This is a genomic window from Streptomyces sp. NBC_01723 (assembly GCF_036246005.1).
GTDB lineage: Bacteria > Actinomycetota > Actinomycetes > Streptomycetales > Streptomycetaceae > Streptomyces.
Map to the genome: position 1 here is coordinate 1,896,366 of NZ_CP109171.1, position 23,472 is coordinate 1,919,837.

Consider the following 23,472-nt stretch of genomic DNA (forward strand, 5'->3'; position numbering starts at 1 on the left):
GAGGCTTGCGGGGTGACATCGAGACGACCCATACCCGGCACGGCGGTCCGTACCCGCCAGTAGGGGTACGGACCGCCGCGCGGTACGGGGACCGATCACCCGATTTCGTTACACCGTCAGGTCCCCGCCGGGCCCGGATTCACTCGTCCAGGGCACGCAGCGCCTGCCTGACCAGTGCCGCCCGGGCGGCCGGCTCGGTCAGGTGCTCCAGGCCGAAGCCCAGCAGCACGGTGTCGTCCGTGGTGACCGCGCCGTACGTCTGGAACAGGGTCCCGGTGCGGTCCCAGTCCTTCAGGACGGCGGGGCTGCCGGCGGGCGGTCCGGAGACCCGCCAGGCACCCAGCGAGGTCTCGAAGCCCTCGGTGCCGGTGGCCGTGGAACCGACGACCAGCGAGGCTTCGTCGGCGAGGACGCCGCGGCCGCCGCTGCCGGGGTCGGTGACGTAGGCGATCGACACGTCCACGGACTTCCCGGCGTAGGCGCTCAGGTCGAACTCGACCTGCCGCCAGCCCCCGGAGGCGCCGGTGAGGCTGTTCCACTGCCCGGTGGTGCCGGTCGCGGTGCAGCCGTCGTCGGACAGGGTGAGGTAGTGCTCCAGCCAGGGGTGCTCGCCGACGTAGAAGCCGGCCCCGCACTCCGCGGGCACGGCCGTGCCGGTGGCGCCAGCGGCCTCGGGGAGCGTGGTCCAGTCGTCGGCGCCGGTGGTGTGCGCCTCGACCAGTGCGTGGTCGTAGCCGCGTTCGGTGTCCCACAGCAGCTGGGTGCGGAGGGTGGGACGGTCGGCGGCGGTGACACCGGTGAGGTCGATGGTGCGGGTGAGGCGCTTGTAGGCGTCGTCGGTGTGGACGGCGGCCGCCATCCACGCGCCCGCGTAGGGCCCGTAGGGGTTGACCGTCCCGGCGAACTTTCCGGCGCCCTCGCTCGCGAACTGGGGATAGGTGTCGGCGGGCAGCTCGTCCGAGGTGACGCTGTAGGTTCCGGCGGCGTCCAGCGGGTTGCCGGGCGCGGCCCCGAACGCGCCGGTGGCTCCGTCGAGCCGTCCGGTGCCGGTGAACCCGGTGGCGCCGGTGGTCGAAGTGCGGGTGTAGGCGCCCAGGTAGTACTGGCTGAAGTCGTCGGAGAGGCTGCCGCCGCCGAGGTCGACGTCGCCGCCCGCCTGCTCACCGGCCTCGATCAGCCGGCCGCCCTCGTTGAGGAAGGCGCGCAGCTGGAGCTGGGTGGCGTTGCCGGGCACCGCGGCGCCCGTGTAGTGGACGACGGTGTCGAAGTGGCCGAGGACGCCGAGCGCGTCGGGCGCGCCCTGCGTGGCGACGTCCCAGACGGCGGCCCGCTTGCCGCTCGCCTTGAGGGCGTCGACGTAGGTCCGGGTCTGCGTGGCCTTCGCGCCTTCCTCGGCGACGACGAGGACGTCCGCGCCGGGCCGCTCCGCGACCTTGTACGTGAAGTGCTCGCTCGCGGTGCGTCTGCCGCCCTTGGTCTCGCCGGTGAACCAGACCTCGACCCGGTCGCCGCGTTCGCCGTGGCGGATCTTGGCGCGGTACTCGTCGAAGTAGAGGTTGTCCTCACCGCCGTACGTCTCGCCGCCCCGCCAGGGCTTCAGCCGCACGTCGTGGGTGCGTCCGCCGTTGACGCGGTACTTCAGTTCCTTGTCGCGCACGGACTTGCGGGCGACGACGGAGACCTCCTGGTCGGCGCCGCGCGCGTAGGACGTGGTGAAGGCGTCCGGGGTGAAGTCGGCGGCGTCCGGGCCGACCGAGGAGGAGGGCCGGTCCGGGTGGGCGGCGCTCTCGGCGACGGAGAGCGCGAAGGGGATGTTCTTCGCGAACTCCTGCTGGATCAGCTTCTCGTCGTCGGGGAAATTGAAGCCCGACTGGCAGTCGGCCGCGTTCCATTCGTCGTCGGGGTCCTGCTCGGAGACCGTCTGGCAGGTCGACATCTCCGGGGTGAACATCGCCGTGCCGTTGACGTTGGCGGCGTGTCCGTCGGCCTCGCCGTTGGTGGTGTACAGCTCCGAGGAGACCTGCGGGTGGTAGCCGGGGATCGCAGAGTTCTCGGGCGTGCCGGCCAGCGCCTTGTAGAGGACGTCGTCCGGGGTGTCGGTGGCCACCTGCCAGCCGACGCCGTAGAGGAGCAGCTCGGCGGCGGAGTGGTAGTTGATGCCGTAGGTGAAGCCGATCCGCTTCTGGAAGCGGTCCAGGGCCTTGGTCTCGGGCTCGGAGTTCGGGCCGGCGCCCCGGTAGGTCTGGCTGGTGGGGTTGGGGGACGAGCCCTCGTCGTCGTAGCCCCACTTGTAGGCGAAGTTGCGGTTGAGGTCGACGCCGTCGCCGGCACCGAGGGCGCCGTCGCCGTTGTTGTCGCGCAGGTTCTTGCGCCACAGGCGGTTGTCGGTGTTCTCGAACGTGTAGTCGTAGCCGTCCGGGTTGGCCGACAGCAGGAACCACAGCTCGGTGGAGTCGACCAGCTTCCTGACCCGCCGGTCCTCGTCGTACTTGTCCAGGTAGTGGTGCATCAGCCGCCGGGTCATCTCCGGGGTGATCCACTCGCGCGCGTGCTGGTTGGACATGTAGAGGACGGAGGGCTTGGAGCCGTCCTTGGACTCCTTCGCGTTCCTGGTGAGCTTGAGCGCTAGGATGTCCTGGCCGTTCACCGTCCTGCCGATGGAGACGACCTTGGTGAGGCGGGGGTTCTGCCGGGCGGTCCGCAGGATCTCCTCGCGGAGGCCGCCGCTGCCGCTGTACGGGCGGAAGACACCGTCGGCGGCGTCCTCGACGCGCTTCTCGGCCCGGCCGGAAAGGGAGTGCTCGGTGAGGTCGACGCCCTGTTTCTCCAGCTTGTCGGCCTGCTGGTCGGTGAGGTAGACCTCCACGGTGGCGGTGCCCCGGTCGGGGACCCGCTCGGTGAGTTCGTGGCCGTCCTGTCCGGCGGCCAGCAGCAGGGGCACCTGCTCCTGGGTGACGTCGGCACGGAAGACCTTCACCTCGTCCGCGTCCGGGGTCTCCGGGCTCGCGGGTTGTGCCTGGGCGACGGGTGCGAAGCCCGCTCCGCCGATCAGGAGCGCGCCGACGGCGAGGATCGATCTCGCTCTTCGTCTCATGAACCCCCCTAGATGGGGCCTGTCTGACAGGCCTGGTTCCGCCACAGTGGCGAACAGATGCCAGGCTCATGACAGCTCATGATCGAGTCAAGGGCGCGGTAAAGACACGTGAAAGCCGGTGCGGGTCACCCAAGTGGGCGCCCGCACCGACGTGTTGACGGCTCGTGTGCGGCGAGGTTGGTGCGTGTGCGGCGGACCGGTACGCGTTCGGTCAGCCGACGAGGCTGTCCGCCAACTCCTCCTCGCCGAGGTTGGCGTCCGTGCCGGGGATGCCGAGGTCCGAGGCCCGCTTGTCGGCCATGGCCAGCAGGCGGCGGATGCGGCCCGCGACGGCGTCCTTGGTCAGCGGCGGGTCCGCGAGGGCGCCCAGCTCCTCCAGGGATGCCTGCTTGTGCTCCATGCGGAGCCGGCCGGCGGCCGCGAGGTGCTCCGGCACGTCGTCGGCGAGGATCTCCAGGGCCCGCTGGACCCGGGCGCCCGCGGCGACGGCCGCGCGGGCCGAGCGGCGCAGGTTGGCGTCGTCGAAGTTGGCGAGGCGGTTGGCGGTGGCGCGGACCTCACGGCGCAGCCGCCGCTCCTCCCAGGCCAGCACCGAGTCGTGGGCGCCGAGCCGGGTGAGCAGGGCGCCGATCGCGTCGCCGTCGCGGACGACGACCCGGTCCACGCCGCGCACCTCGCGGGCCTTGGCGGGGATCGAGAGCCGACGGGCGGCGCCGACCAGGGCGAGCGCGGCCTCGGGACCCGGGCAGGTCACCTCCAGGGAGGAGGAACGGCCGGGCTCGGTGAGCGAGCCGTGCGCCAGGAAGGCGCCGCGCCAGGCGGCCTCGGCGTCGCAGGTGGCCCCCGAGACCACCTGCGGCGGCAGGCCGCGGATGGGGCGGCCCCGCCCGTCCACCAGGCCGGTCTGCCGGGCCAGCTGGTCACCGCCCGCGACCACCCGAACGACGTAACGCGAGCCGCGCCGCAGCCCGCCCGGCGCCATCACGATCAGCTCCGAGCTGTGCCCGAAGATCTCCAGGATGTCCTGCTTGAGCCTGCGGGCCGCCCGCGCGGTGTCCAGCTCCGCCTCGATCACGATGCGCCCGCTCACCAGGTGAAGGCCGCCGGCGAACCGCAGGATGGCGGATACCTCCGCCTTTCTGCAGCAGGTCCGGGTGACGGGGAGCCGGGAGATCTCGTCCTTCACCGCTGCCGTCATCGCCATGGGCCGATCCTTCCATGCATCCGAAAAATACGGTCGTACGCGGCGGCCAGCAGCTCCGGGTCGTGCCTCGGGGTCCCGTCGGTCCGGGCAACCGGAGCCAGTTCGACCGCGGCGCCGAACCGTTTCGCGGCGTCGGTGAGCGAGTCACGGTCGGGCACGGCGGCCTCGTCGGCCAGCACCACGTCCAGGGCGAGTTTAGGGGCGTGTCGTCCCAAAACCTCCAAATGACGCTGCGGAGAGAACCCCTCGGTTTCTCCGGGCTGGGGAGCGAGGTTGAGGGAGAGGACCCGGCGGGCCTTCGTCTCGGCCAGCGCGTCCAGCAGATCCGGCACGAGCAGGTGCGGGATGACCGAGGAGAACCAGGAGCCCGGGCCGAGCACCACCCAGTCGGCGTCCAGGACGGCGTCCACCGCCTCGGGGACGGCCGGCGGGGCGCCCGGCACCAGGTGCACGGACTGCACCTCACCGGGCGTGAGCGCCACCGTCGCCTGCCCCCGGACGGTGTCGACCTCGTCCGGGCGGCCGGGGTCGTGCCCCCGGACCAGGGCCTGCAGCTCCAGCGGGACGGCGGACATGGGCAGCACCCGCCCGTGCGCGCCGAGCAGCTTGCCGACCAGGTCCAGTGCCTGGACATGGTCGCCGAGCTGCTCCCACAGGGCGACGATCAGCAGATTGCCGACCGCGTGTTCGTGCAGGTCGCCCTGGGACTGGAAGCGGTGCTGGATGACGCGGGCCCAGGTCTGGCCCCAGTCGTCGTCGCCGCACAGCGCGGCCAGCGCCTTGCGCAGGTCGCCGGGCGGCAGCACGCCCAGCTCGTCGCGCAGGCGCCCGCTGGAGCCGCCGTCGTCCGCCACGGTGACGACGGCGGTCAGGTCGCCGGTGATCCGGCGCAGTGCGGCGAGCGAGGCGGACAGTCCCATGCCGCCGCCGAGGGCGACGACCTTGGGCTGGGCGCCCCGGCGGCGCGGCCTGCCGCCGCGCGCCTGTTCGGGCCGGGCGGCGCGGGTCTCGGCGGTCCTGCCGCCGCGTCCCTCGGGCACCACCCGGCGCAGCCTGCTCAGCCGCGGAGTACGTCCAGTCATTCCCGTCCCATGTCCCGGTGGACGACCACCGTCTCCACGCCCTCGGCGGCGAGCCGGGCGGCGAGCTTCTCCGACATGGCCACGGACCGGTGCTTGCCGCCCGTGCAGCCGACGGCGACGGTCACATAGCGCTTGCCCTCCCGACGGTAGCCCGCGGCGATCAGCTGGAGCAGCTCGGCGTAGCGGTCGAGGAACTCCTTGGCGCCCGGCTGGTTGAGGACGTACGAGGAGACCTCCTCGTTCAGGCCGGTGAAGGGGCGCAGCTCCGGGACCCAGTGCGGGTTGGGCAGGAAGCGCATGTCCACGACCAGGTCGGCGTCGACCGGCAGGCCGTACTTGAAGCCGAAGGACATGACGGTGGCCCGCAGCTCGGGCTCCTCCTCACCGGCGAACTGGGCGTCCATCTTGGCGCGCAGCTCGTGCACGTTGAGGCTGGAGGTGTCGATCACCAGGTCGGCGTCGCCGCGCAGCTCGCGGAGGAGCTGCCGCTCGGCGGCGATGCCGTCGACGATGCGGCCGTCGCCCTGGAGGGGGTGCGGGCGGCGCACCGACTCGAAGCGGCGCACCAGCGCGTCGTCGGAGGATTCCAGGAAGACGATCCGCCGGGTGACACCGCGGGTGTCGAGGTCCGCGAGGGATTCGCGCAGGTTGTCGAAGAAGCGCCGGCCGCGGACGTCGACGACGACCGCGATGCGGGCCACGTTGCCCTGCGAGCGGGCGCCGAGCTCCACCATGGTGGGGATCAGCGCCGGCGGCAGGTTGTCGACGACGAACCAGCCGAGGTCCTCCAGACACTTGGCGGCCGTCGAGCGGCCGGCTCCGGACATGCCGGAGATGATCACCAGCTCGGGGATGGCCGCCTCGTGCGCCCCGGCTGTTTCCTTGCCCGTACTCACCTGTGCTCCGTCGTCCTGGCCCGGTCCGGGGCCGGCCGTCTGCGGGCCGGCGTCCTCGCCGGTCGTGCGGTGGGTCTGTTCTCGTCCGGCTGTGGGCTGTGCCTCGTGCTCGGTCATCTCTCCTGCCCCCGTCGTTCGTCCGGGGTGCCCGCGGACACGGGCTCCCCCGGGGCGTCCGCCGTCGTCTCGGGCGCCCCGTCCTCGTCATCCATGATCTCTCCGGTCGCCGTGTTGACGGCGGGCGCGGCCGGGGTGGCCCGGGCGAGGGCCACGGCGACCGTCTCGGCCGTCTTCCGGCCTATGCCGGGCACCTCGCAGATCTGGTCGATCGTCGCCGACCGCAGCTTCTTCACCGAACCGAAGTGCTTGATCAGCGCCTGCTTGCGGGTCTCCCCCAGGCCCGGCACCTCGTCCAGCGGGCTGGAGCGGAAGCGTTTGGCTCGCTTGGTGCGCTGATAGGTGATCGCGAAGCGGTGGGCCTCGTCGCGGACCCGCTGGAGCAGGTACAGCCCCTCGCTGGTGCGCGGCAGGACGACCGGGTCGTCCTCGCGGGGCAGCCAGACCTCCTCCAGCCGCTTGGCGAGGCCGCAGACGGCGATGTCGTCGATGCCGAGCTCGTCCAGGGCCCGTTGGGCGGCCGCCACCTGCGGCTGTCCGCCGTCGACGACGACGAGCTGGGGCGGGTAGGCGAAGCGCTTGGGGCGACCGTCGTCGTCCTTGAGGGCCGGCCCGTCCGTGAGGGCGAGGTCGTCGGCGGCGTCGCTGGGCGTGGCGTGGTGGTCGGGCGCGGTGCCCTGGCCGGGCGCGGTGCCGTGGCCGGGGGTCTCGCCGTCGGTGGTGGCCGTCGTGACGCCGTCGTCCTCCCCGTCCGCCCACTCGCCGGTCCGCTCCTTCTCGGCGAGATAGCGGCGGAAGCGGCGGGTGATGACCTCGTGCATGGAACGGACGTCGTCCTGTCCCCGGAAGCCCTTGATCTGGAATCGGCGGTATTCGCTCTTCCGGGCCAGTCCGTCCTCGAAGACGACCATGGAGGCCACGACGTCGTCGCCCTGGAGGTGGGAGATGTCGTAGCACTCGATCCGCAGCGGGGCGCTGTCGAGATCCAGGGCGTCGGCGATCTCCTCCAGGGCGCGCGAGCGCGTCGTCAGGTCGGAGGCGCGCTTGGTCTTGTGCAGGACGAGTGCCTGCTGGGCGTTGCGCTGAACGGTCTCCATCAACGCCTTCTTGTCGCCGCGCTGCGGGATGCGCAGCGACACGCCCGAACCCCGGCGGTCGGTCAGCCACTGCTGGACCGGCTCCACCGGATCGGGCAGGGCGGGGACCAGGACCTCCTTGGGAACGGCGTCCCCGCTCTCCTCCCCGTACAACTGCTGGAGGGCGTGTTCCACGAGGGCGCCGGTAGTGATCTCCTCCACCTTGTCGGTGACCCAGCCGCGCTGGCCGCGCACGCGTCCGCCGCGCACGTGGAAGATCTGGACGGCGGCCTCCAGCTCGTCCTCCGCGACCGCGATCAGATCGGCGTCGGTGGCGTCGGCGAGCACGACCGCGCTCTTCTCCATGGCCTTCCTGAGCGCCCCGATGTCGTCGCGCAGGCGCGCCGCCCGCTCGTACTCCATGTCCTCGGCCGCCTCACCCATCTTCCGCTCCAGACGGCGCAGATAGGTGCCGGTGCGGCCGGCCATGAAGTCGCAGAACTCCTCGGCCAGCTCCTGGTGGTCCTCGGCGGAGATCCGCTCCACGCAGGGGGCGGAGCACTTGCCGATGTAGCCGAGCAGACAGGGGCGGCCGGTACGGGCGGCGTTCTTGAAGACACCGGCGGAGCAGGTGCGCACCGGGAAGACGCGCAACAGGAGGTCGACCGTGTCGCGGATCGCCCAGGCGTGCCCGTACGGCCCGAAGTAGCGCACGCCCTTCTTCTTGTGGCCGCGCATCACCTGGACGCGTGGGAACTCCTCGTTCATCGTCACCGCGAGGTACGGGTAGCTCTTGTCGTCGCGGTACTTGACGTTGAACCGGGGGTCGTACTCCTTGATCCAGGAGTACTCCAGCTGGAGCGCCTCGACCTCCGTGGACACCACGGTCCACTCCACGGACGCGGCCGTGGTGACCATGGTGCGGGTGCGGGGGTGAAGGTTCGCCAGGTCCTGGAAGTAGTTCGCCAGGCGCTGGCGCAGGCTCTTCGCCTTTCCGACGTAGATCACCCGGCGGTGCTCGTCACGGAACCTGTACACCCCCGGGGAGTCCGGGATCTCACCCGGCCTGGGGCGGTAGCTGGAGGGGTCGGCCATGAGTCACACCCTACTGGCGAGGGCCGACACTCCGGCGGGGCTGTGGACGACGGGTCCGGCCCCTGTGGACGGCCGCCGGGGAAGCCCGGGGAGGGACGGTCCGGGGCCGGTCGGTCACGCCGCGTGCCCTCGGGACGGCGGGCCCGTGCGTTCTCGGCCAGGAGCGCGTGACGGTCGGGCGTCAGGTGTTGTCGGGACTAGGTCAACACGCTTCAATGCGGGGGGACTCGGGGCCCTGAAGCGCGGCGTACGGATGTGAAGACCGCTGCGCCGCGACCGGGGGAGGGCGGCCCCGGCCGATCCGCGTCGACGGTCTGACCAGCCGTCGTGAACTTCACAGAAAGGCCCCTGCATGCCGCACGCCACACAGCACGCGGACGTCGCCACCGCGGAACTCGACTCGGCCCTGCGCGGTGGCCCCTTCCACGTCGCCCTGCGCGCCGCGATCGCCGCTCGCGGACTACCGTTGCAGCGTGTGCAGCACCATCTGTCGCGCCACGGGGTGAAGGTGGGCGTCACCAGCCTGAGCTACTGGCAGCAGGGCGCCCGCCGCCCGCAGCGCCCCGAGTCGCTGCGGGCCGTGCGAGCCCTGGAGGAGATACTCCAGCTGCCCGAGGAATCGCTGATCCGCCTGCTCGCCGAGGCCGAGGAGGACTCCCCCGAGCGACGGCCCGCCGCCCGCTCCTACCGCGCCCACCTGGAGGCTTCGGGCGTCCTGGACCGGCTGCTGGCCGAACTGGACCAACCGTCGCCGGACAGCGGGGTGCACATCCTCGGCCACCACGAGCTGATCCGCGTCGGTGCACACCGCGAACTGGCGGGACGCGAGTCGCACCACATCGTCCGCGCCCACCGCAACGGCGTCGACCGCTTCGTCGCCGTCCACTACGGCGATCCGGGATGCGCTCCCGCGCGGATGACGGTCCACGCGCTGGAGAACTGCCGCACGGGACGCGTCCGCATCCACCACGACACCGGTCTGCTGGTGACGGAGGTGCTCTTCGACACGTGGCTGCGCGCCGGGGACACCCATCTCTTCCGCTACGGCGTGGAGGACGGCACGGCGGGAGTGTCACGGGAGTACGTCCGCGGGTTCGGTGCGGCGGGCGGGCAGTACGCGCTCCAGGTGCGGTTCGACGCCGCGGCGCTGCCGGTGCGCTGCCACCGGTTCACCCAGCACTCGCCGGCGGCGCCGCGCGGCGGCCGGCAGGAGCTGACCCTCAGCGGGCGGCACCACTCGGTGCATCTCGTGGAGCCGCGGGCGCGGACGGGGATGCTGGGGATCGGGTGGGACTGGGAGTAGGCGGGCGCGGGCGGGCGCGGGCGGGCGCGGACGGGCGCGGACGGGCGCGGTGAGCCGGCGGCTCCTCGCCCGCCACGGTCAGGTCCCGGGGCTCGCGACGATGCGGCCCCGCTTCACCTCGACCGGGAGTTCGATGAGCGGCGCGGTCGCCGGGGCGTGCAGCACTTCGCCGGTCCGGGCGTCGAACTCGCTGCCGTGACAGGGGCAGACCAGTTTCGTGCCCTCCAGCTTCTTGATGGGGCACCCCGCGTGCGTGCAGACCGTGCTGAACGCCTTCAGGGTGCCGTCCTCGGCCCGGCTGACCACCACGTTGCCGTCGGGGTAGAGCTTCGTCGCGCCCTTGGCGACCTCGCCCTCCGCTCCCAGCTCGACGGGCGCGGTGGGCCTGGCCGGGGCGGCGCCGTCGTCGCCCGGTGAGCATGCGGCCGCCGTGAGTCCGGCGACGGGCGTGAGGGCCGCCGAGCGAAGGACGGTACGGCGGCTCGGGGCGGGGCGGCCAGGCATGGGGTCTCCACTGTTCAGGGGGCGTGCAGGGCGACGATATCCGGCGGGCGGGTCGGCGTTCCGGGGCGGGTGGGCGGTTCGGGGTCCTGGCGTAAACGTTTGCGCAAGCGTTTACGCGGACCCGGCGCATGGGGTACGGTCCCGGCCGACGCACGCACACGCGGCACGGAGCCGGTGCGCGGCGATACGGAAATGGGGACGCCGATGCCGACCATGGTGGATGTCGCACGGAGCGCCGGGGTCTCCGTGGCCACCGTCTCGCACGTGCTCAACGACACGCGCCCGGTCCTGCCGGGCACCCGTCAGGCGGTGCTCGACGCCGTCGAGGAGCTGGGCTACACCCCCAACACGCTGGCCCGTTCCCTGGTGACCTCCCGCACCCGCTCGATCGGGCTCGCGGTGTCGGCGATCAGCAACCCGTACTTCACGGAGATTCTCCAGGGCGTCGAGGCCAGTGCGCTGGAGCACGGCTACAGCCTGCTCATCGCCGACCCGCACGACGATCCCGGACACGAACGCAAGGTCGTACAGCTGCTGCACGAGCGGCGCGTGGACGGCATGATCGTCGCGCCCTCCGCCGAGCCGGGGGACCTGGTCGCCTATCTCGGGCGCCACCGGGTGCCGGCCGTGTTCCTCGACCGGGTGGTCGAGGTGCCGGAGGGCGACGGCGCGCCGCGCTTCGACCAGGTCTGCGCGGAGGGCGCCGAGCCGACGGCGCTGCTGGTCGGCCACCTCGCCGGACTCGGCCATCGCCGGATCGGCCTGGTCGCGGGCCGGCCGGGGCTCAGCACGACGCGCGAGCGGATCACCGGGTACCGGCACGGCCTCGCGACCGCCGGACTGCCCTTCGACGACCGGCTGCTGGTCCACGGCGACTCCGAGGCGGACGGCGGCGAAAGGGCCACCGCGGCCCTGCTGTCGTGGTCGGTGCCGCCCACCGCGCTGGTCACGGCCAACAACGCGATGACGATCGGCGCGCTGCGCGCCCTTCGGGACCGGGGCCTGTCCGTGCCCGGCGACGTCGCGCTGTGCTGCTTCGACGACTTCGCGTGGGCCGATCTCTTCACGCCGCGCCTCACCGCCGTCGCCCAGCCCAGCAGGGACCTCGGCGCGCAGGCCGTGCGGCTGCTGCTGGAACGCCTCGCCGCGCCGGACCGGCCCGCCCGGACCGTGCGCCTGCCCTGCGCCTTCGTCCACCGCACGTCCTGCGGCTGCCCCGAGCAGACCGAGCAAGCCCACGTCACCGCTCCCGAAAGGACCCTCCCGTGATCGTCGTCGCCGGTGAGGCACTGATCGACCTGGTACCGCAGGGCACGGGCGCCCTCGCCGCTCTGCGGCCCGCCCTCGGTGGCGGCCCGTACAACACGGCCGTCGCACTCGGCCGCCTCGGCTCCCCCACCGCCTTCTGCTCCCGGGTCTCGTACGACGCCTTCGGCGAGGCGCTCCTGGACCGGCTGCGGGAGACGGGGGTGGACATCGCGCCCGTGCAACGCGGGACCGAGCCGACGACGCTCGCCGTGGCCTCGGTGGGCGCGGACGGTTCGGCCGCGTACTCCTTCTACGTGGACGGCACGGCGGACCGGCTGTTCACGGTCCCCGCCGACCTGCCGTCGGGCACCCGGGCGGCGTCCTTCGGGACCTGCTCGCTGGTGCTGGAGCCGGGTGCGAGCGCGTACGAGGGGCTGCTGCGCGAGACGGCCGCGCGGGGCGTCCTCACCGCGCTGGACCCGAACATCAGGGCCGGACTGATTCCGGATCCGGACGCCTACCGGGCCCGGTTCAAGAGCTGGCTGCCGTCCGTGTCGCTGCTGAAGTTGTCCGAGGAGGATGCCGCGTGGCTCGGCGGCACGCCCCGGGAGTGGCTGGCGTCCGGACCGGCGGCGGTCGTGGTCACCCGGGGTGGAGCCGGGCTCACCGCGTTCACCCGCGACGGGGGCGAGTACGCGGTGCCGGGCGAGCGGGTCGAGGTGGTGGACACGATCGGTGCGGGCGACACGGTGAACGCCGCACTGCTGCACGGCCTCGCCGCACGCGACGCCCTCGACCCCGACGGCCTGGCCGCCCTGGGACCGGAGGGATGGACGGGGCTGCTGGGATTCGCCGCCCGCGCGGCCGCGCTCACCTGCTCCCGCGCGGGCGCCGAACCGCCGTACGCCCACGAGATGACCGCCTGACGGCGCGCCCGGCGGGCGGCGGACCGCACCAACGCGGGTCGTCAAGCCCGCGGGGCGCGCCGTCCGGCCGGCCCGGGCCACCTGTGCGACGCGCCGGGGCCCACGGATGATCGTGGGCCCCGGCGCGTCGATGTCGGCCGGTGCGGCGCCGGACTCGGCTCAGGCCTTGCTCGTCCGCGCCGTCTTCTTCGCGGCGGGCTTGGCGGCCTTCTTGGCCGTCTTCGCGGCGGAGGTCTTCGCGGTGGTCTTCTTCGCCGCGGCCCCCTTGGGAGCGGCCTTCTTCGCGGCCGTGTCCGCGACCGACTTCGTCGCGGTCCTCTTGGCGGTGGCCTTGGACGCCACCGTCTTCGCCGCCGCCTTGCGCGGGCTCCGCACGGAGGACGCGTCGCTGATCCGGTCGGCACCGAGGACGTCCCGCAGGAACTTGCCGGTGTGGCTGGTGGCAACCCCGGCGACCTGCTCGGGCGTGCCCTCGGCGACCACCAGGCCACCGCCGGCGCCGCCCTCGGGGCCCATGTCGACGACCCAGTCGGCGGTCTTGATCACGTCGAGGTTGTGCTCGATGACGATGACCGTGTTGCCCTTGTCGACCAGCCCGGCCAGGACCGTCAGCAGCTTGCTGATGTCCTCGAAGTGCAGACCGGTGGTCGGCTCGTCCAGAACGTAGACCGTGCGGCCGGTGGAGCGGCGCTGCAGCTCGCTGGCGAGCTTGACGCGCTGGGCCTCACCGCCGGACAGGGTGGTCGCTGACTGGCCGAGCCGGACATAGCCGAGGCCGACGTCCTTGAGCGTCTTCATGTGCCGGGAGATCGCGGGGACCGCCTCGAAGAAGTCGGTCGCCTCCTCGATCGGCATGTTCAGGACGTCGGCGATGGACTTGCCCTTGTAGTGGACCTCCAGGGTCTCCCGGTTGTACCGGGCACCGTGGCAGACCTCGCACGGGACGTAGACGTCCGGTAGGAAGTTCATCTCGATCTTGATCGTGCCGTCGCCCGCGCAGTTCTCGCAGCGGCCGCCCTTGACGTTGAAGGAGAAGCGGCCGGGCAGGTAGCCGCGGACCTTTGCCTCCGTCGTCTCGGCGAACAGCTTGCGGACGTGGTCGAAGACTCCGGTGTACGTCGCCGGGTTCGACCGCGGGGTGCGGCCGATGGGCGACTGGTCGACGTGCACGACCTTGTCGACGAGGTCGTCGCCGTCCACGCGCGTGTGGCGGCCGGGCACGCTCCGGGCACCGTTCAGCTCGCGGGCCAGGTGCGTGTACAGGATGTCGTTGACCAGGGTCGACTTGCCGGAGCCGGAGACACCGGTGACGGCCGTGAAGACGCCCAGCGGGAAGGAGACGTCGATGTCCTGGAGGTTGTTCTCCCGGGCGCCGTGCACGGTGAGCTGCCGGGACGGGTCGTGCGGGCGCCGGATGTCGGGCAGCGGGATGGCCTTCCTGCCGGACAGGTACAGGCCGGTCTGCGACTCGGCGTTGTCGAGCAGTCCCTCGAGGGAGCCGCTGTGCACGACCTTGCCGCCGTGCTCACCGGCGCCGGGGCCGATGTCGACGATCCAGTCGGCGACCTTGATGGTGTCCTCGTCGTGCTCGACGACGATGAGGGTGTTGCCCATGTCGCGGAGCCGGACGAGGGTCTCGATCAGCCGGTGGTTGTCGCGCTGGTGCAGGCCGATGGACGGCTCGTCGAGGACGTAGAGCACGCCGACGAGTCCGGAGCCGATCTGGGTGGCCAGCCGGATGCGCTGGGCCTCGCCGCCGGAGAGCGTGCCGGCCGCGCGGTTCAGCGAGAGGTAGTCCAGGCCGACGTCGACCAGGAAGCGGAGTCGCTCGTTGACCTCCTTGAGCACGCGCTCGGCGATCTTCTTGTCGCGGGCGCTGAGCTTGAGCTCGCCCAGGAAGTCGGCGCAGTCGCTGATGGACATCGCCGAGACCTCGGCGATCGACTTGCCCATGACGGTGACCGCGAGGACGAGGGGCTTGAGCCGGGTGCCCTCACAGGTGGGGCAGGGCACCTCGCGCATGTAGCCCTCGAAGCGCTCGCGGCTGGAGTCGCTCTCGGCCTCGCTGTGCCGGCGCTTGACGAACGGGATCGCGCCCTCGAACGCCGTGGTGTACCGGCGCTCGCGGCCGTACCGGTTGCGGTAGCGGACCTCGACCTGGGTCTTGTGGCCGTTCAGCAGGGCCTTGCGGGCGCGCAGCGGGAGGCCCGCGAAGGGGATGTCCGTGCGGAAGCCGAGCGCGTCCGCGAGGGCGCCGATCAGGCGGCCGAAGTAGTCCTTGGTGTGTCCGTGCGACCAGGGGTGGATGGCGCCCTCGTCGAGGGACTTGTCCTCGTCGGGGACGATCAGCTCCGGGTCGACCTCCATGCGGGTGCCGATGCCGGAGCAGTCGGGGCAGGCGCCGAAGGGCGAGTTGAAGGAGAAGGAGCGGGGCTCCAGCTCCTCGAAGGACAGGTCGTCGTACGGGCAGTACAGGTGCTCCGAGTACATGCGCTCGCGCTCGGGGTCGTCCTCGGGGAGGTCGACGAAGTCGAGCACGACCATGCCGCCGGACAGGCCGAGCGCGGTCTCGACGGAGTCGGTGAGGCGGCGCTTGGCGGAGTCCTTGACGGTGAGGCGGTCGACGACCACCTCGATGGTGTGCTTCTCCTGCTTCTTCAGCGTCGGCGGGGTGGAGAGCTGGATGGTCTCGCCGTCCACCCGCGCGCGGGAGTAGCCCTTGGTCTGGAGCTCCGCGAAGAGGTCGACGAACTCGCCCTTGCGCTCGCGCACCAGCGGCGACAGCACCTGGAAGCGGCTGCCCTCCGGCAGCTCGAGGACCTTGTCGACGATGGCCTGCGGCGACTGGCGCGAGATCGGCCGGCCGCATTCCGGGCAGTGCGGCTTGCCGATGCGGGCGAAGAGCAGGCGCAGGTAGTCGTAGACCTCGGTGATGGTGCCGACCGTGGAGCGCGGGTTGCGCGAGGTCGACTTCTGGTCGATGGAGACCGCCGGGGAGAGGCCCTCGATGAAGTCGACGTCCGGCTTGTCCATCTGTCCGAGGAACTGCCGGGCGTAGGAGGAGAGCGACTCCACGTAGCGCCGCTGGCCCTCGGCGAAGATGGTGTCGAAGGCCAGGGAGGACTTGCCCGACCCGGAGAGGCCCGTGAAGACGATGAGCGAGTCACGCGGCAGGTCGAGCGAGACGTTCTTCAGGTTGTGCTCGCGCGCGCCACGGACGATGAGACGGTCGGCCACGCCGGTCCGCACCTTTCTTGAGAGAAGTGACAGGGGCGGGGCCCCCGTCTTTTCTCAGACTAGGGGGAGCCACTGACAACGCCGGTCGGATTCACCGGTTGTCAACAAACCCCGACTTCCCAGCATGCCCGACGCCGCCTCCGACCTTATAGCACGCACATTCGAATTGCGGGCGTCGTCCACCACCTTCACCCGAAGGTGTGGGTCGGTCTAGGGTCAGCACCATGATTGATCACGCTCATGACCTGGCGTCTGTACGTGACGCGACCGAGCGGCTGCTCACCGCGGTCGGGAAACTGGACAACGCGTCCGTGACGCAGTCGTCACGGCTTCCCGGCTGGACCCGCGGCCATGTCCTCGCCCACCTCGCCCGGAACGCCGACGCGCTCGTGAACGTCCTCGAAGGACGTCCCATGTACGTCTCCGGCGAGGCCCGGGACGCCGACATCGAGCGGGACGCCCCGCGGTCCCTCGACGCCCAGCTCGCGGACGTCCGCGAGAGCGCGGCCGGGTTCCAGGCGGCCGGTGCGGCGCCCGCGGACTGGTCGCGCACGGTGGAGCTGCGCAACGGTGTCACCGACTCCGCGTCCCGGGTGCCGTTCCGGCGGTGGGTCGAGGTGGAGCTGCACCACGTGGACCTGGGCATCGGGTACGAGCTGGAGGATCTCCCGGCGGAGTTCACCGGGCGCGAGACCGACTTCCTCGCCGCCCGCTTCACCGGGCACCCGGACGTGCCGCCCACCCGCCTGACGGACGGTACGCACGCGTGGCGCACGGGCCGGGAGGCGGACGCACCGGAGGTGACCGTGACCGGTCCCCCGGCGGATCTGCTCGGCTGGCTCGCCGGGCGCCGAGAGGGCACCGCGCTCACGGTGACGGGCGGCCCGCTGCCGGAACTCCCGCCGCTGTAGCCCGTGCACGGCGGTCCGCGGACCGCTTCCCGGAGCTAGGCTGGCCGTCATGACGTACAGCGGAGAGGTGACGGTCGGCGGACCCGCCGACGTGCACGAGCTCAAGGACCTGATGATCACCAAGGTCGCGGTCGGCCCGATGAACAACAACGCCTATCTGCTGCGCTGCCGGGCCACCGACGAGCAACTGCTGATCGACGCCGCCAACGACGCGCACACGCTGCTCGGCACGATCGGTGACGACGGCATCGCGTCCGTCGTCACCACCCACCGCCACGGCGACCACTGGCAGGCACTCGCCGAGGTCGTCGCCGCCACCGGGGCCCGCACCCACGCCGGCCGGTACGACGCCGAGGGCATTCCGGTGCCGACCGACGTCGCGGTCGACGACGGGGACACGATCAGGGTGGGGCAGGTGGAACTCACCGCACGCCACCTGGTCGGCCACACCCCGGGCTCCATCGTCCTGGTGTACGACGACCCGCACGGGCACCCCCATGTGTTCACGGGGGACTGTCTCTTCCCGGGCGGTGTGGGCAACACCCACAAGGACCCGAAGGCGTTCGCGAGCCTGCTCCACGACGTGGAGACGAAGGTCTTCGACGTGCTCGCGGACGAGACGTGGGTCTACCCCGGGCACGGCGACGACACCACGCTCGGCGCGGAGCGGCCGCACCTGGCGGAGTGGCGCGCACGCGGCTGGTGAGCGACGGGAGCGCGGCGCGGACACCCGCGCTCGAACCGGCGCGCGCGCCCCGTGTGACGCGTTCGCACACATCGGTGCTCCGCGCGCGCTCCCGGCCCGCCGGCGGGGGCGGTCCACTGAAGGCAGCCCCGCGCGGGATGACGGCTCCCGTGCGGTAAGGGCCGCCGGTCTCCCGATTCCCGCCCTCGACCGGCGGCCCCGGCGGACTCAGGCCCGGGCCTGTCCCGTCCCGGCCAGCGCGGCGACCCGCTCCACGGCGAACGCGTATCCCTGCACACCGCACCCCGCGATGACTCCGTCGGCGCGCTGCGAGACGTAGGAGTGGTGCCGGAACGGCTCCCGCTGGTGGATGTTGGAGATGTGGACCTCCACCACGGGCAGCCCGTCGCAGGTGTTGAGCGCGTCCAGGACGGCCACGGAGGTGTGCGAGTAGGCGGCGGGATTGATCACGATCCCGCAGTGGCTCAGCCGGGCCTCGTGGATCCAGTCGACCAACTCGCCCTCGTGGTTGGACTGCCGGAAGTCCACCGTGCCGCCGTGTGCCGCCGCGGCCTTCACGCACAGGGCCTCGACGTCGGCAAGGGTGTCGGAGCCGTAGATCTCCGGCTGTCGCTGGCCCAGCAGGTTCAGGTTGGGGCCGTTGAGGATCATGATCGGGGCGTTGGCCAGGGTGCGGGGCACGGTTCCTCCGGTCCGTGAGGGGTGCGGCGGCCCTTGCGCGACCGCTGCTCGGCCCCCGGTCTATCACGGTGCGCCGGAGCCCCGGCCGGCCGTCCCCTCCGCCTACGGATTGATCGCGAGCTCCAAGTACGCCGCGAACAGCACCAGGTGCACTCCTCCTTGGAGGGGGGTGGCCCGTCCCGGTACGACGGTCAGCGAGGCGACGACCACGGTCAGGGCGAGCAGCACCATGTGGATGGCGCTCAGGCCCAGGACCAGCGGCCCGGTGAGCCACACGGAGGCCAGGGCGACCGCGGGAATGGTCAGGCCGATGCTCGCCATCGCCGAGCCGAGGGCGAGGTTCATGCTGGTCTGCACCCGGTCGCGGCGCGCGGAACGCACCGCGGCGATGGTCTCGGGGAGCAGCACCAGCAGGGCGATGATGACGCCGACCACGGCGTGGTGGAGCCCGGCGGCCTCCACTCCGTCCTCGATGGTCGGCGACACCCCCTTCGCCAGTCCGACGACGCCGATCAGCGCCAGGGCCAGCATCACCAGGCTGGTCAGGGCGGTACGGGCGGACGGTGCGTGGGCGTGCTCCTCGACCGTGATCACTTCGCCGTGCCGGGTGATCGGCAGGAAGTAGTCGCGGTGCCGCACGGTCAGGGTGGCGATGAACAGGCCGTAGAGGATGAGCGAGGAGAGCGCCGCGAAGGTGAGCTGCACGGTGGAGAACTCCGGGCCGGGCGCGCTGGTGGTGAACGTGGGCAGCACCAGACTGAGGGTGGCCAGGGTCGCCACCGTCGCGAGGGCGGCACCGGTGCCCTCGGCGTTGAACTGGGCGATGCCGTGCCGGAGGGAGCCGACCAGGAGGCTGAGGCCCACCACGCCGTTGCAGGTGATCATCACGGCGGCGAAGACCGTGTCCCTGGCCAGGGTGGCGCTCTTGTCGCCGCCGTCCACCATCAGCGTCACGATGAGCGCGACCTCGATGACCGTCACCGCGACGGCGAGGACCAGGGAGCCGAAGGGTTCGCCGACCCGATGGGCCACGACCTCCGCGTGGTGCACGGCGGCCAGGACGGCCATCGCGAGGACGACCGTCATCAGCGCGACCAGGGCTCCGGGCAGATCGCGTCCCCAGGTGAGGATCAGCAGCACCACCGCGGCCAACGGACTGATGGCCGTCCACTGTGTGATGAGGTCCCTGGGCCGCGTGATCATGCGGCGATCGTCGCAGAGGGCGACGAGCCCCGCATTCTCTGTCACACGGACCGGCGAACGGGAAGCGGCGGGCGGCTCTTCGCCGCCCGCTGCTCCCGGTGGGGGTCGCCCACGACCGGCCTACGACCGACTGGGGATCGGACCGTTTCCGGTCAGGCTTCGACGCTGTCCTTCTCGGCGTCGTCGCTCCCGGCCGCCGCTTCCGCCTGGGCCTGCTTCTTGGACGCCCGCAGGCTGGTGATCGTGGTGATGATCAGGACGGAGCAGATCACGCCGAGCGAGACCGGAATGCTGATCTCGGGAACGTGCACCCCGGACTCGTGCAGCGCGTGCAACACCAGCTTGACGCCGATGAAGCCCAGGATGACCGACAGGCCGTACGAGAGGTGGACCAGCTTCCTCAGCAGACCACCGATGAGGAAGTACAGCTGGCGCAGGCCCATCAGGGCGAACGCGTTGGCCGTGAACACGATGTACGGATCCTGGGTCAGACCGAAGATCGCCGGGATGGAGTCGAGCGCGAAGAGCACGTCGGTGGTGCCGATCGCGAGCATCACGACCAGCATCGGGGTCATGATCCGCTTGCCGTTCTCCTCGATCCACAGCTTGGTGCCGTGGTATCGGTCGGCGACACCGAAGCGGCGCTCGGCGGCCTTGAGGAGCTTGTTCTCCTCGAACTCCTCGTCCTCCTCATCGGCCCGGGCCTCCTGGATGAGCTTCCAGGCGGTCCAGATCAGGAAGGCACCGAAGATGTAGAAGACCCACGCGAAGCTGGCGAGGATCGCGGCGCCCGCGGCGATGAAGATCGCCCTGAGGACCAGGGCTATGAGGACACCGATGAGCAGCACGCGCTGCTGGTACTGCGAGGGCACCGCGAACTTCGCCATGATCAGGACGAAGACGAACAGGTTGTCCACGCTGAGGGACTTCTCGGTGATGAAGCCCGCGAAGAACTCACCGGCGGGCTGGCCGCCGCCGAAGATGAGCAGGCCGACTCCGAAGAGGCCCGCGAGGACGATCCAGACGATCGTCCAGATTCCCGCTTCCTTGATCGATACGTCGTGCGGCTTGCGGCCGATGAAGAAATCGACCGCGATAAGGGCGGCGAGGCCCACGATGGTCAGGACCCACAGGGTCACAGAAACTTCCACTACGCCTCCGGCAGTGCGTCACACGGCAAATGTCAGCGTCGTCGCTGCCGGAGGTCTCTTCCACCCCGGGTGTCCGGAACGCGCTGTGCGTCCGCGGAACCCACGGGCCGACGCCCCGGGATCTGGCCTGATCCGTATTGACGGGGTCGCCGCACAGACAGGGAGTACTCCCCTCCGTACGGACGACAGTACCCCATTCCCCAAGGGAGGGTAAAGAGATTTGCAAATTAAGCTCAAAAGCCCAGCTCGGGGCCCTTTACCCGCCCCACGAACGGCGGGCCGCCGCGACCTGAGCGAGGACCTGCTGGAGCACCTGGCTGCCGGGCGGCACGAGCGCCGGCTCGTACGTCCACGCATGCCCGACCCAGGGGTCGGCCAGGTGGTCCTCGGGTACCGGTGTCAGCCGGAGCAGTGAACGCCACAGGGGGTCCAGCAGCGGCCCGTACCCCGCGGACTCCTCCCGGTCGGCGACCATCATCAGGTGGACGCCGACGGCCGGCCCCTCGTCGGCGAGGTAGCGCAGCTGGTTCACCGCCCGGTCGTCGAAGCCGTGCGGGAAGTCGTTGACGATCAGGAGCTGCTGGGACGTGTCGACACCGGGCGGCAGCGCGTCGGGAGCACCGCCGCGCAACGCCATCTGCACCAGGTCGACGCGCTGGGTGAGGCGGGCCAGCACGTCCGCCGTCCCTGCCGCGCCGAGGGCGGGCGGAGCGGCGAGCACCCCGGTCTGCACGAGGGGTGCCAGCGGCTGCGCACCGGATCCGGCCGGGTCGATGACGTGCACGGTGAACTCGCCCGCCGGGTACACGGCGAGCAGCCGGGCCGCGTGCGCGACCGCCGTCTCCAGGCCGAGCCGCCGCGTCTCGTGGGAGTCCGGGACCGCACCGTCGAGCGAGGCGGAACGCCCGCTGTCGATCCACAGACCGCGCTCCAGCGGCAGCCGCATCAGCAGCGGGATGCGTACGCGGTCGGCCTCCGGCAGATGGAGATCGCCCAGCCGCAGGGCCATCGGTATCTCCATGGGGACGCGGTAGGCGTGCCAGACCGGGTTGTCCCAGCGCGCGAACGCCGCGGGCAGGGCGGGCTCGACGACCTCGGCCTCGGCGACCAGCTGGGCGACGTCCCGGTCCAGGACCTCCCTGGCCCGGGAGACCAACTGGTCGTGCCGGGCACGTGCCGCCTCGCGGGCGGCGTCTCCCTGTCCGCCGATCCGGCTGCGCGGGTCGGAGAGGGCCTGGTCGAGTTCCTTCTCCATGCGCGAGTCGGCGAAGTCGACGGCGCTGCGGTACGCGGCCATGGTGCGGGACAGGTCCTCGAACATGCCCCACACCTGGTTGTAGAGCCGCTCCTCCATGGACCAGCCGGTGGCGTCACCGGCGACGGGCCGGGCGGGCCGGCCTGGTTCGGCCGGGGGCGCGGCCGGCGGGGGCGGCGGCGGGGCCGCGTTCTGGCGGCGCGGGTGGCTGTAGTCGATGGGGCCGCCGCCGGTGGGCGTGGACGCCTGGCCGGCCGGTGCGGGGTCGCCCGTGCCGTCCCGGTACGGCTGCTGCGTCACGTGCTGTCCCGGCCCGCCGGGTGTCTGACCGCCGGCAGGACTCTGGCCGTCGTACGGGGACACCGGCGGTACGGGACCGGGAGCGCCCTGGGGTGCGGAGCCGTGGTCCGGACCGTGCGCCGGGGCGGCGGTCTGCCGGGGGCGGTCGGCGTCCGCGGCGTGGGCCGGAGGGGCCGGTACCGAACGGGCCAGCCCGCGCCCCACCGCTTCGTGGATGGTCCCGGCCAACTGGTGGGCCTGGGGCAGGTTCTGGTCGGTGAGCAGTTCGGCGAGGCCGCCCGCGTAGCCCTGGCCGACGGCGCGCACCTTCCACGCGCCCTGGCGCCGGTAGAGCTCCAGGGCGACGACCGCGGACTCGCGTTCCAGGCCGGTGACGGTGTAGCTGGCGACTTCGTCGCCGTCGAGGTCCGTGACCGCGACGAAGGGGGCGGCGACGGCACCGAAACGGACCGGGCCCTGCCCGGCGGCGGGCAGGGCGAGCAGCACGCTCACGCGGTGCACGGTGTCCGGGAGTGCGTCCAGGTCCACCGCGAGGCGGTGGTCGGCGGCCGCCTGCCGGGAGACCTCCAGGCCCGGCAGGGTGGGGGTGCCCGGGTGAGCCACCCACTCCACCCCGTGAACCGTGCCCTTCTCGTCGCCGAGCGTGGCTCCGGCCACGATCGGCGTGCCGGCCGAGACCCGGATCTCCAGACGGGTCCGGGGAAGCGGGTGGTTCTGTCCCCGCGTCAGCTCGGCCGTCATCGCCTGTCCCCCTGTGTCACTCATGCGTCACTCGTGATGTGCCGTGCGGCGCTCGTCCGTCCCGCTCGCGGGGCGGGGTGTCCGGCCGGCCCCTCGCGGGACCGGCATTGCGGCTTCGTCGCTCGTCAGAGGACCGGCAGGATCGCCGGCATCAGGTCCTGGAAGGTGCGGCCGTTGGCCGGGGTACCGATGGCGGTCATCGACCAGCCCTGGCCCGCTCGGTCCACCTTGGCCATGATCTGCGCCGTGTAGGCGCCGCCACCGGCCAGCGTGTAGCGGGCGAGTTCCTGCCCGTTGGTCTCGTCGACCAGGCGGCAGAACGCGTTCTGCACTTCCTGGAAGGTCTGGCCGGTGAACGAGTTCACGGTGAAGACGATCTGGTCGATGTGGACCGGGATGCGCTGGAGGTCGACGAGGATCGCCTCGTCGTCGCCGCCCTGGCCGACACCGCCCACCAGGTTGTCCCCGGTGTGGCGCACCGAGCCGTCGTCGCTCACCAGGTGGCGGAAGAAGACGACGTCGACCGGCTGCTTGTCCGCGAAGAGGACCGCGGAGGCGTCCAGGTCGATCTCCCGGGTGCGGGAGCCGAACAGGCCGCGCCGGGGAGCCGCCTGCCAGCCGAGACCCATGCGCACCGACGTCAGGCTGCCGCCGTCGTTCTTCTGCAGACTGATGGCCTGACCCTTGGTCATGTTGACGGTCACGCGCTGATCCCCTCTCGAACTGTCCCCTGTTGCCGCGG

The 23,472-nt window shown here is 71.8% G+C and carries 17 protein-coding genes; 5 read left to right on the forward strand and 12 right to left on the reverse strand.

Annotated elements, in window-relative coordinates:
• Positions 1-139 precede the first annotated feature (139 nt).
• The 5 genes from OIE75_RS09055 to uvrC all read right to left on the reverse strand — a co-directional run bounded on the left by OIE75_RS09055 (position 140) and on the right by uvrC (position 8,564).
• Positions 140-3,094, reverse strand: a complete 2,955-nt coding sequence (locus tag OIE75_RS09055) for a M14 family metallopeptidase (protein ID WP_329470270.1) — start codon at positions 3,092-3,094, stop codon at positions 140-142.
• A gap of 211 nt (positions 3,095-3,305) precedes the next feature.
• Complete coding sequence (gene whiA, locus OIE75_RS09060; protein WP_307011207.1) at positions 3,306-4,298, reverse strand: DNA-binding protein WhiA; 993 nt, start codon at positions 4,296-4,298, stop codon at positions 3,306-3,308.
• Positions 4,289-5,380 carry a gluconeogenesis factor YvcK family protein gene (locus tag OIE75_RS09065; protein WP_125492556.1) on the reverse strand — a complete coding sequence of 364 codons (1,092 nt, stop codon included), beginning with the start codon at positions 5,378-5,380 and terminating at the stop codon, positions 4,289-4,291. The genes whiA and OIE75_RS09065 overlap by 10 nt, the downstream gene beginning before the upstream one ends.
• The gene (gene rapZ, locus OIE75_RS09070; RefSeq protein WP_307011210.1) at positions 5,377-6,393 is read right to left on the reverse strand and encodes an RNase adapter RapZ; all 1,017 of its coding nucleotides are present in this window, start codon (positions 6,391-6,393) and stop codon (positions 5,377-5,379) included. The genes OIE75_RS09065 and rapZ overlap by 4 nt, the downstream gene beginning before the upstream one ends.
• Positions 6,390-8,564, reverse strand: coding sequence for an excinuclease ABC subunit UvrC (gene uvrC, locus OIE75_RS09075; protein WP_329470272.1), 2,175 nt, complete (start codon positions 8,562-8,564; stop codon positions 6,390-6,392). Before uvrC ends, rapZ begins: the two co-directional genes overlap by 4 nt.
• A gap of 352 nt (positions 8,565-8,916) precedes the next feature.
• On the opposite strand from uvrC, the gene OIE75_RS09080 reads away from it, so the two are divergent.
• The gene (locus OIE75_RS09080) at positions 8,917-9,867 is read left to right on the forward strand and encodes a hypothetical protein (protein ID WP_329470273.1); all 951 of its coding nucleotides are present in this window, start codon (positions 8,917-8,919) and stop codon (positions 9,865-9,867) included.
• Between the two features lie 78 nt (positions 9,868-9,945).
• On the opposite strand, the gene OIE75_RS09085 is transcribed toward OIE75_RS09080, so the two are convergent.
• Positions 9,946-10,371, reverse strand: a complete 426-nt coding sequence (locus OIE75_RS09085) for a Rieske (2Fe-2S) protein (protein ID WP_329470274.1) — start codon at positions 10,369-10,371, stop codon at positions 9,946-9,948.
• Positions 10,372-10,575: 204 nt separating this feature from the next.
• Here OIE75_RS09085 and OIE75_RS09090 point away from each other — a divergent pair, with 204 nt between their 5' ends.
• Together OIE75_RS09090 and OIE75_RS09095 are read left to right on the forward strand one after the other, a co-directional pair.
• A complete protein-coding gene (locus tag OIE75_RS09090) occupies positions 10,576-11,640 on the forward strand; it encodes a LacI family DNA-binding transcriptional regulator (protein WP_329470276.1) in 1,065 nt (354 codons plus the stop codon).
• Complete coding sequence (locus tag OIE75_RS09095) at positions 11,637-12,545, forward strand: carbohydrate kinase family protein (RefSeq protein WP_329470278.1); 909 nt, start codon at positions 11,637-11,639, stop codon at positions 12,543-12,545. The genes OIE75_RS09090 and OIE75_RS09095 overlap by 4 nt, the downstream gene beginning before the upstream one ends.
• A 159-nt stretch (positions 12,546-12,704) precedes the next feature.
• On the opposite strand, the gene uvrA is transcribed toward OIE75_RS09095, so the two are convergent.
• A complete protein-coding gene (uvrA, locus tag OIE75_RS09100; RefSeq protein ID WP_307011222.1) occupies positions 12,705-15,782 on the reverse strand; it encodes an excinuclease ABC subunit UvrA in 3,078 nt (1,025 codons plus the stop codon).
• A 224-nt stretch (positions 15,783-16,006) separates the two neighbouring features.
• Here uvrA and OIE75_RS09105 point away from each other — a divergent pair, with 224 nt between their 5' ends.
• Both OIE75_RS09105 and OIE75_RS09110 read left to right on the forward strand, forming a co-directional pair.
• Positions 16,007-16,693, forward strand: a complete 687-nt coding sequence (locus OIE75_RS09105) for a maleylpyruvate isomerase family mycothiol-dependent enzyme (protein WP_307011223.1) — start codon at positions 16,007-16,009, stop codon at positions 16,691-16,693.
• A 49-nt stretch (positions 16,694-16,742) separates the two neighbouring features.
• A complete protein-coding gene (locus OIE75_RS09110) occupies positions 16,743-17,399 on the forward strand; it encodes an MBL fold metallo-hydrolase (protein WP_307011225.1) in 657 nt (218 codons plus the stop codon).
• Positions 17,400-17,606: 207 nt separating this feature from the next.
• Here the strand turns inward: OIE75_RS09110 and aroQ are convergent, their stop codons facing one another.
• The 5 genes from aroQ to OIE75_RS09135 form a co-directional block, all read right to left on the reverse strand.
• Positions 17,607-18,080, reverse strand: coding sequence for a type II 3-dehydroquinate dehydratase (gene aroQ, locus OIE75_RS09115; RefSeq protein WP_307011226.1), 474 nt, complete (start codon positions 18,078-18,080; stop codon positions 17,607-17,609).
• A 102-nt stretch (positions 18,081-18,182) separates the two neighbouring features.
• Complete coding sequence (locus OIE75_RS09120) at positions 18,183-19,283, reverse strand: calcium:proton antiporter (protein WP_307011228.1); 1,101 nt, start codon at positions 19,281-19,283, stop codon at positions 18,183-18,185.
• A gap of 152 nt (positions 19,284-19,435) precedes the next feature.
• Complete coding sequence (locus OIE75_RS09125) at positions 19,436-20,434, reverse strand: TerC family protein (protein ID WP_307011229.1); 999 nt, start codon at positions 20,432-20,434, stop codon at positions 19,436-19,438.
• 256 nt (positions 20,435-20,690) lie between these two features.
• On the reverse strand, positions 20,691-22,730 hold the full coding sequence (locus tag OIE75_RS09130; RefSeq protein WP_329473953.1) for a TerD family protein: 2,040 nt from the start codon (positions 22,728-22,730) through the stop codon (positions 20,691-20,693).
• A gap of 125 nt (positions 22,731-22,855) precedes the next feature.
• Positions 22,856-23,434 carry a TerD family protein gene (locus OIE75_RS09135; RefSeq protein WP_329470282.1) on the reverse strand — a complete coding sequence of 193 codons (579 nt, stop codon included), beginning with the start codon at positions 23,432-23,434 and terminating at the stop codon, positions 22,856-22,858.
• Positions 23,435-23,472 lie beyond the last annotated feature (38 nt).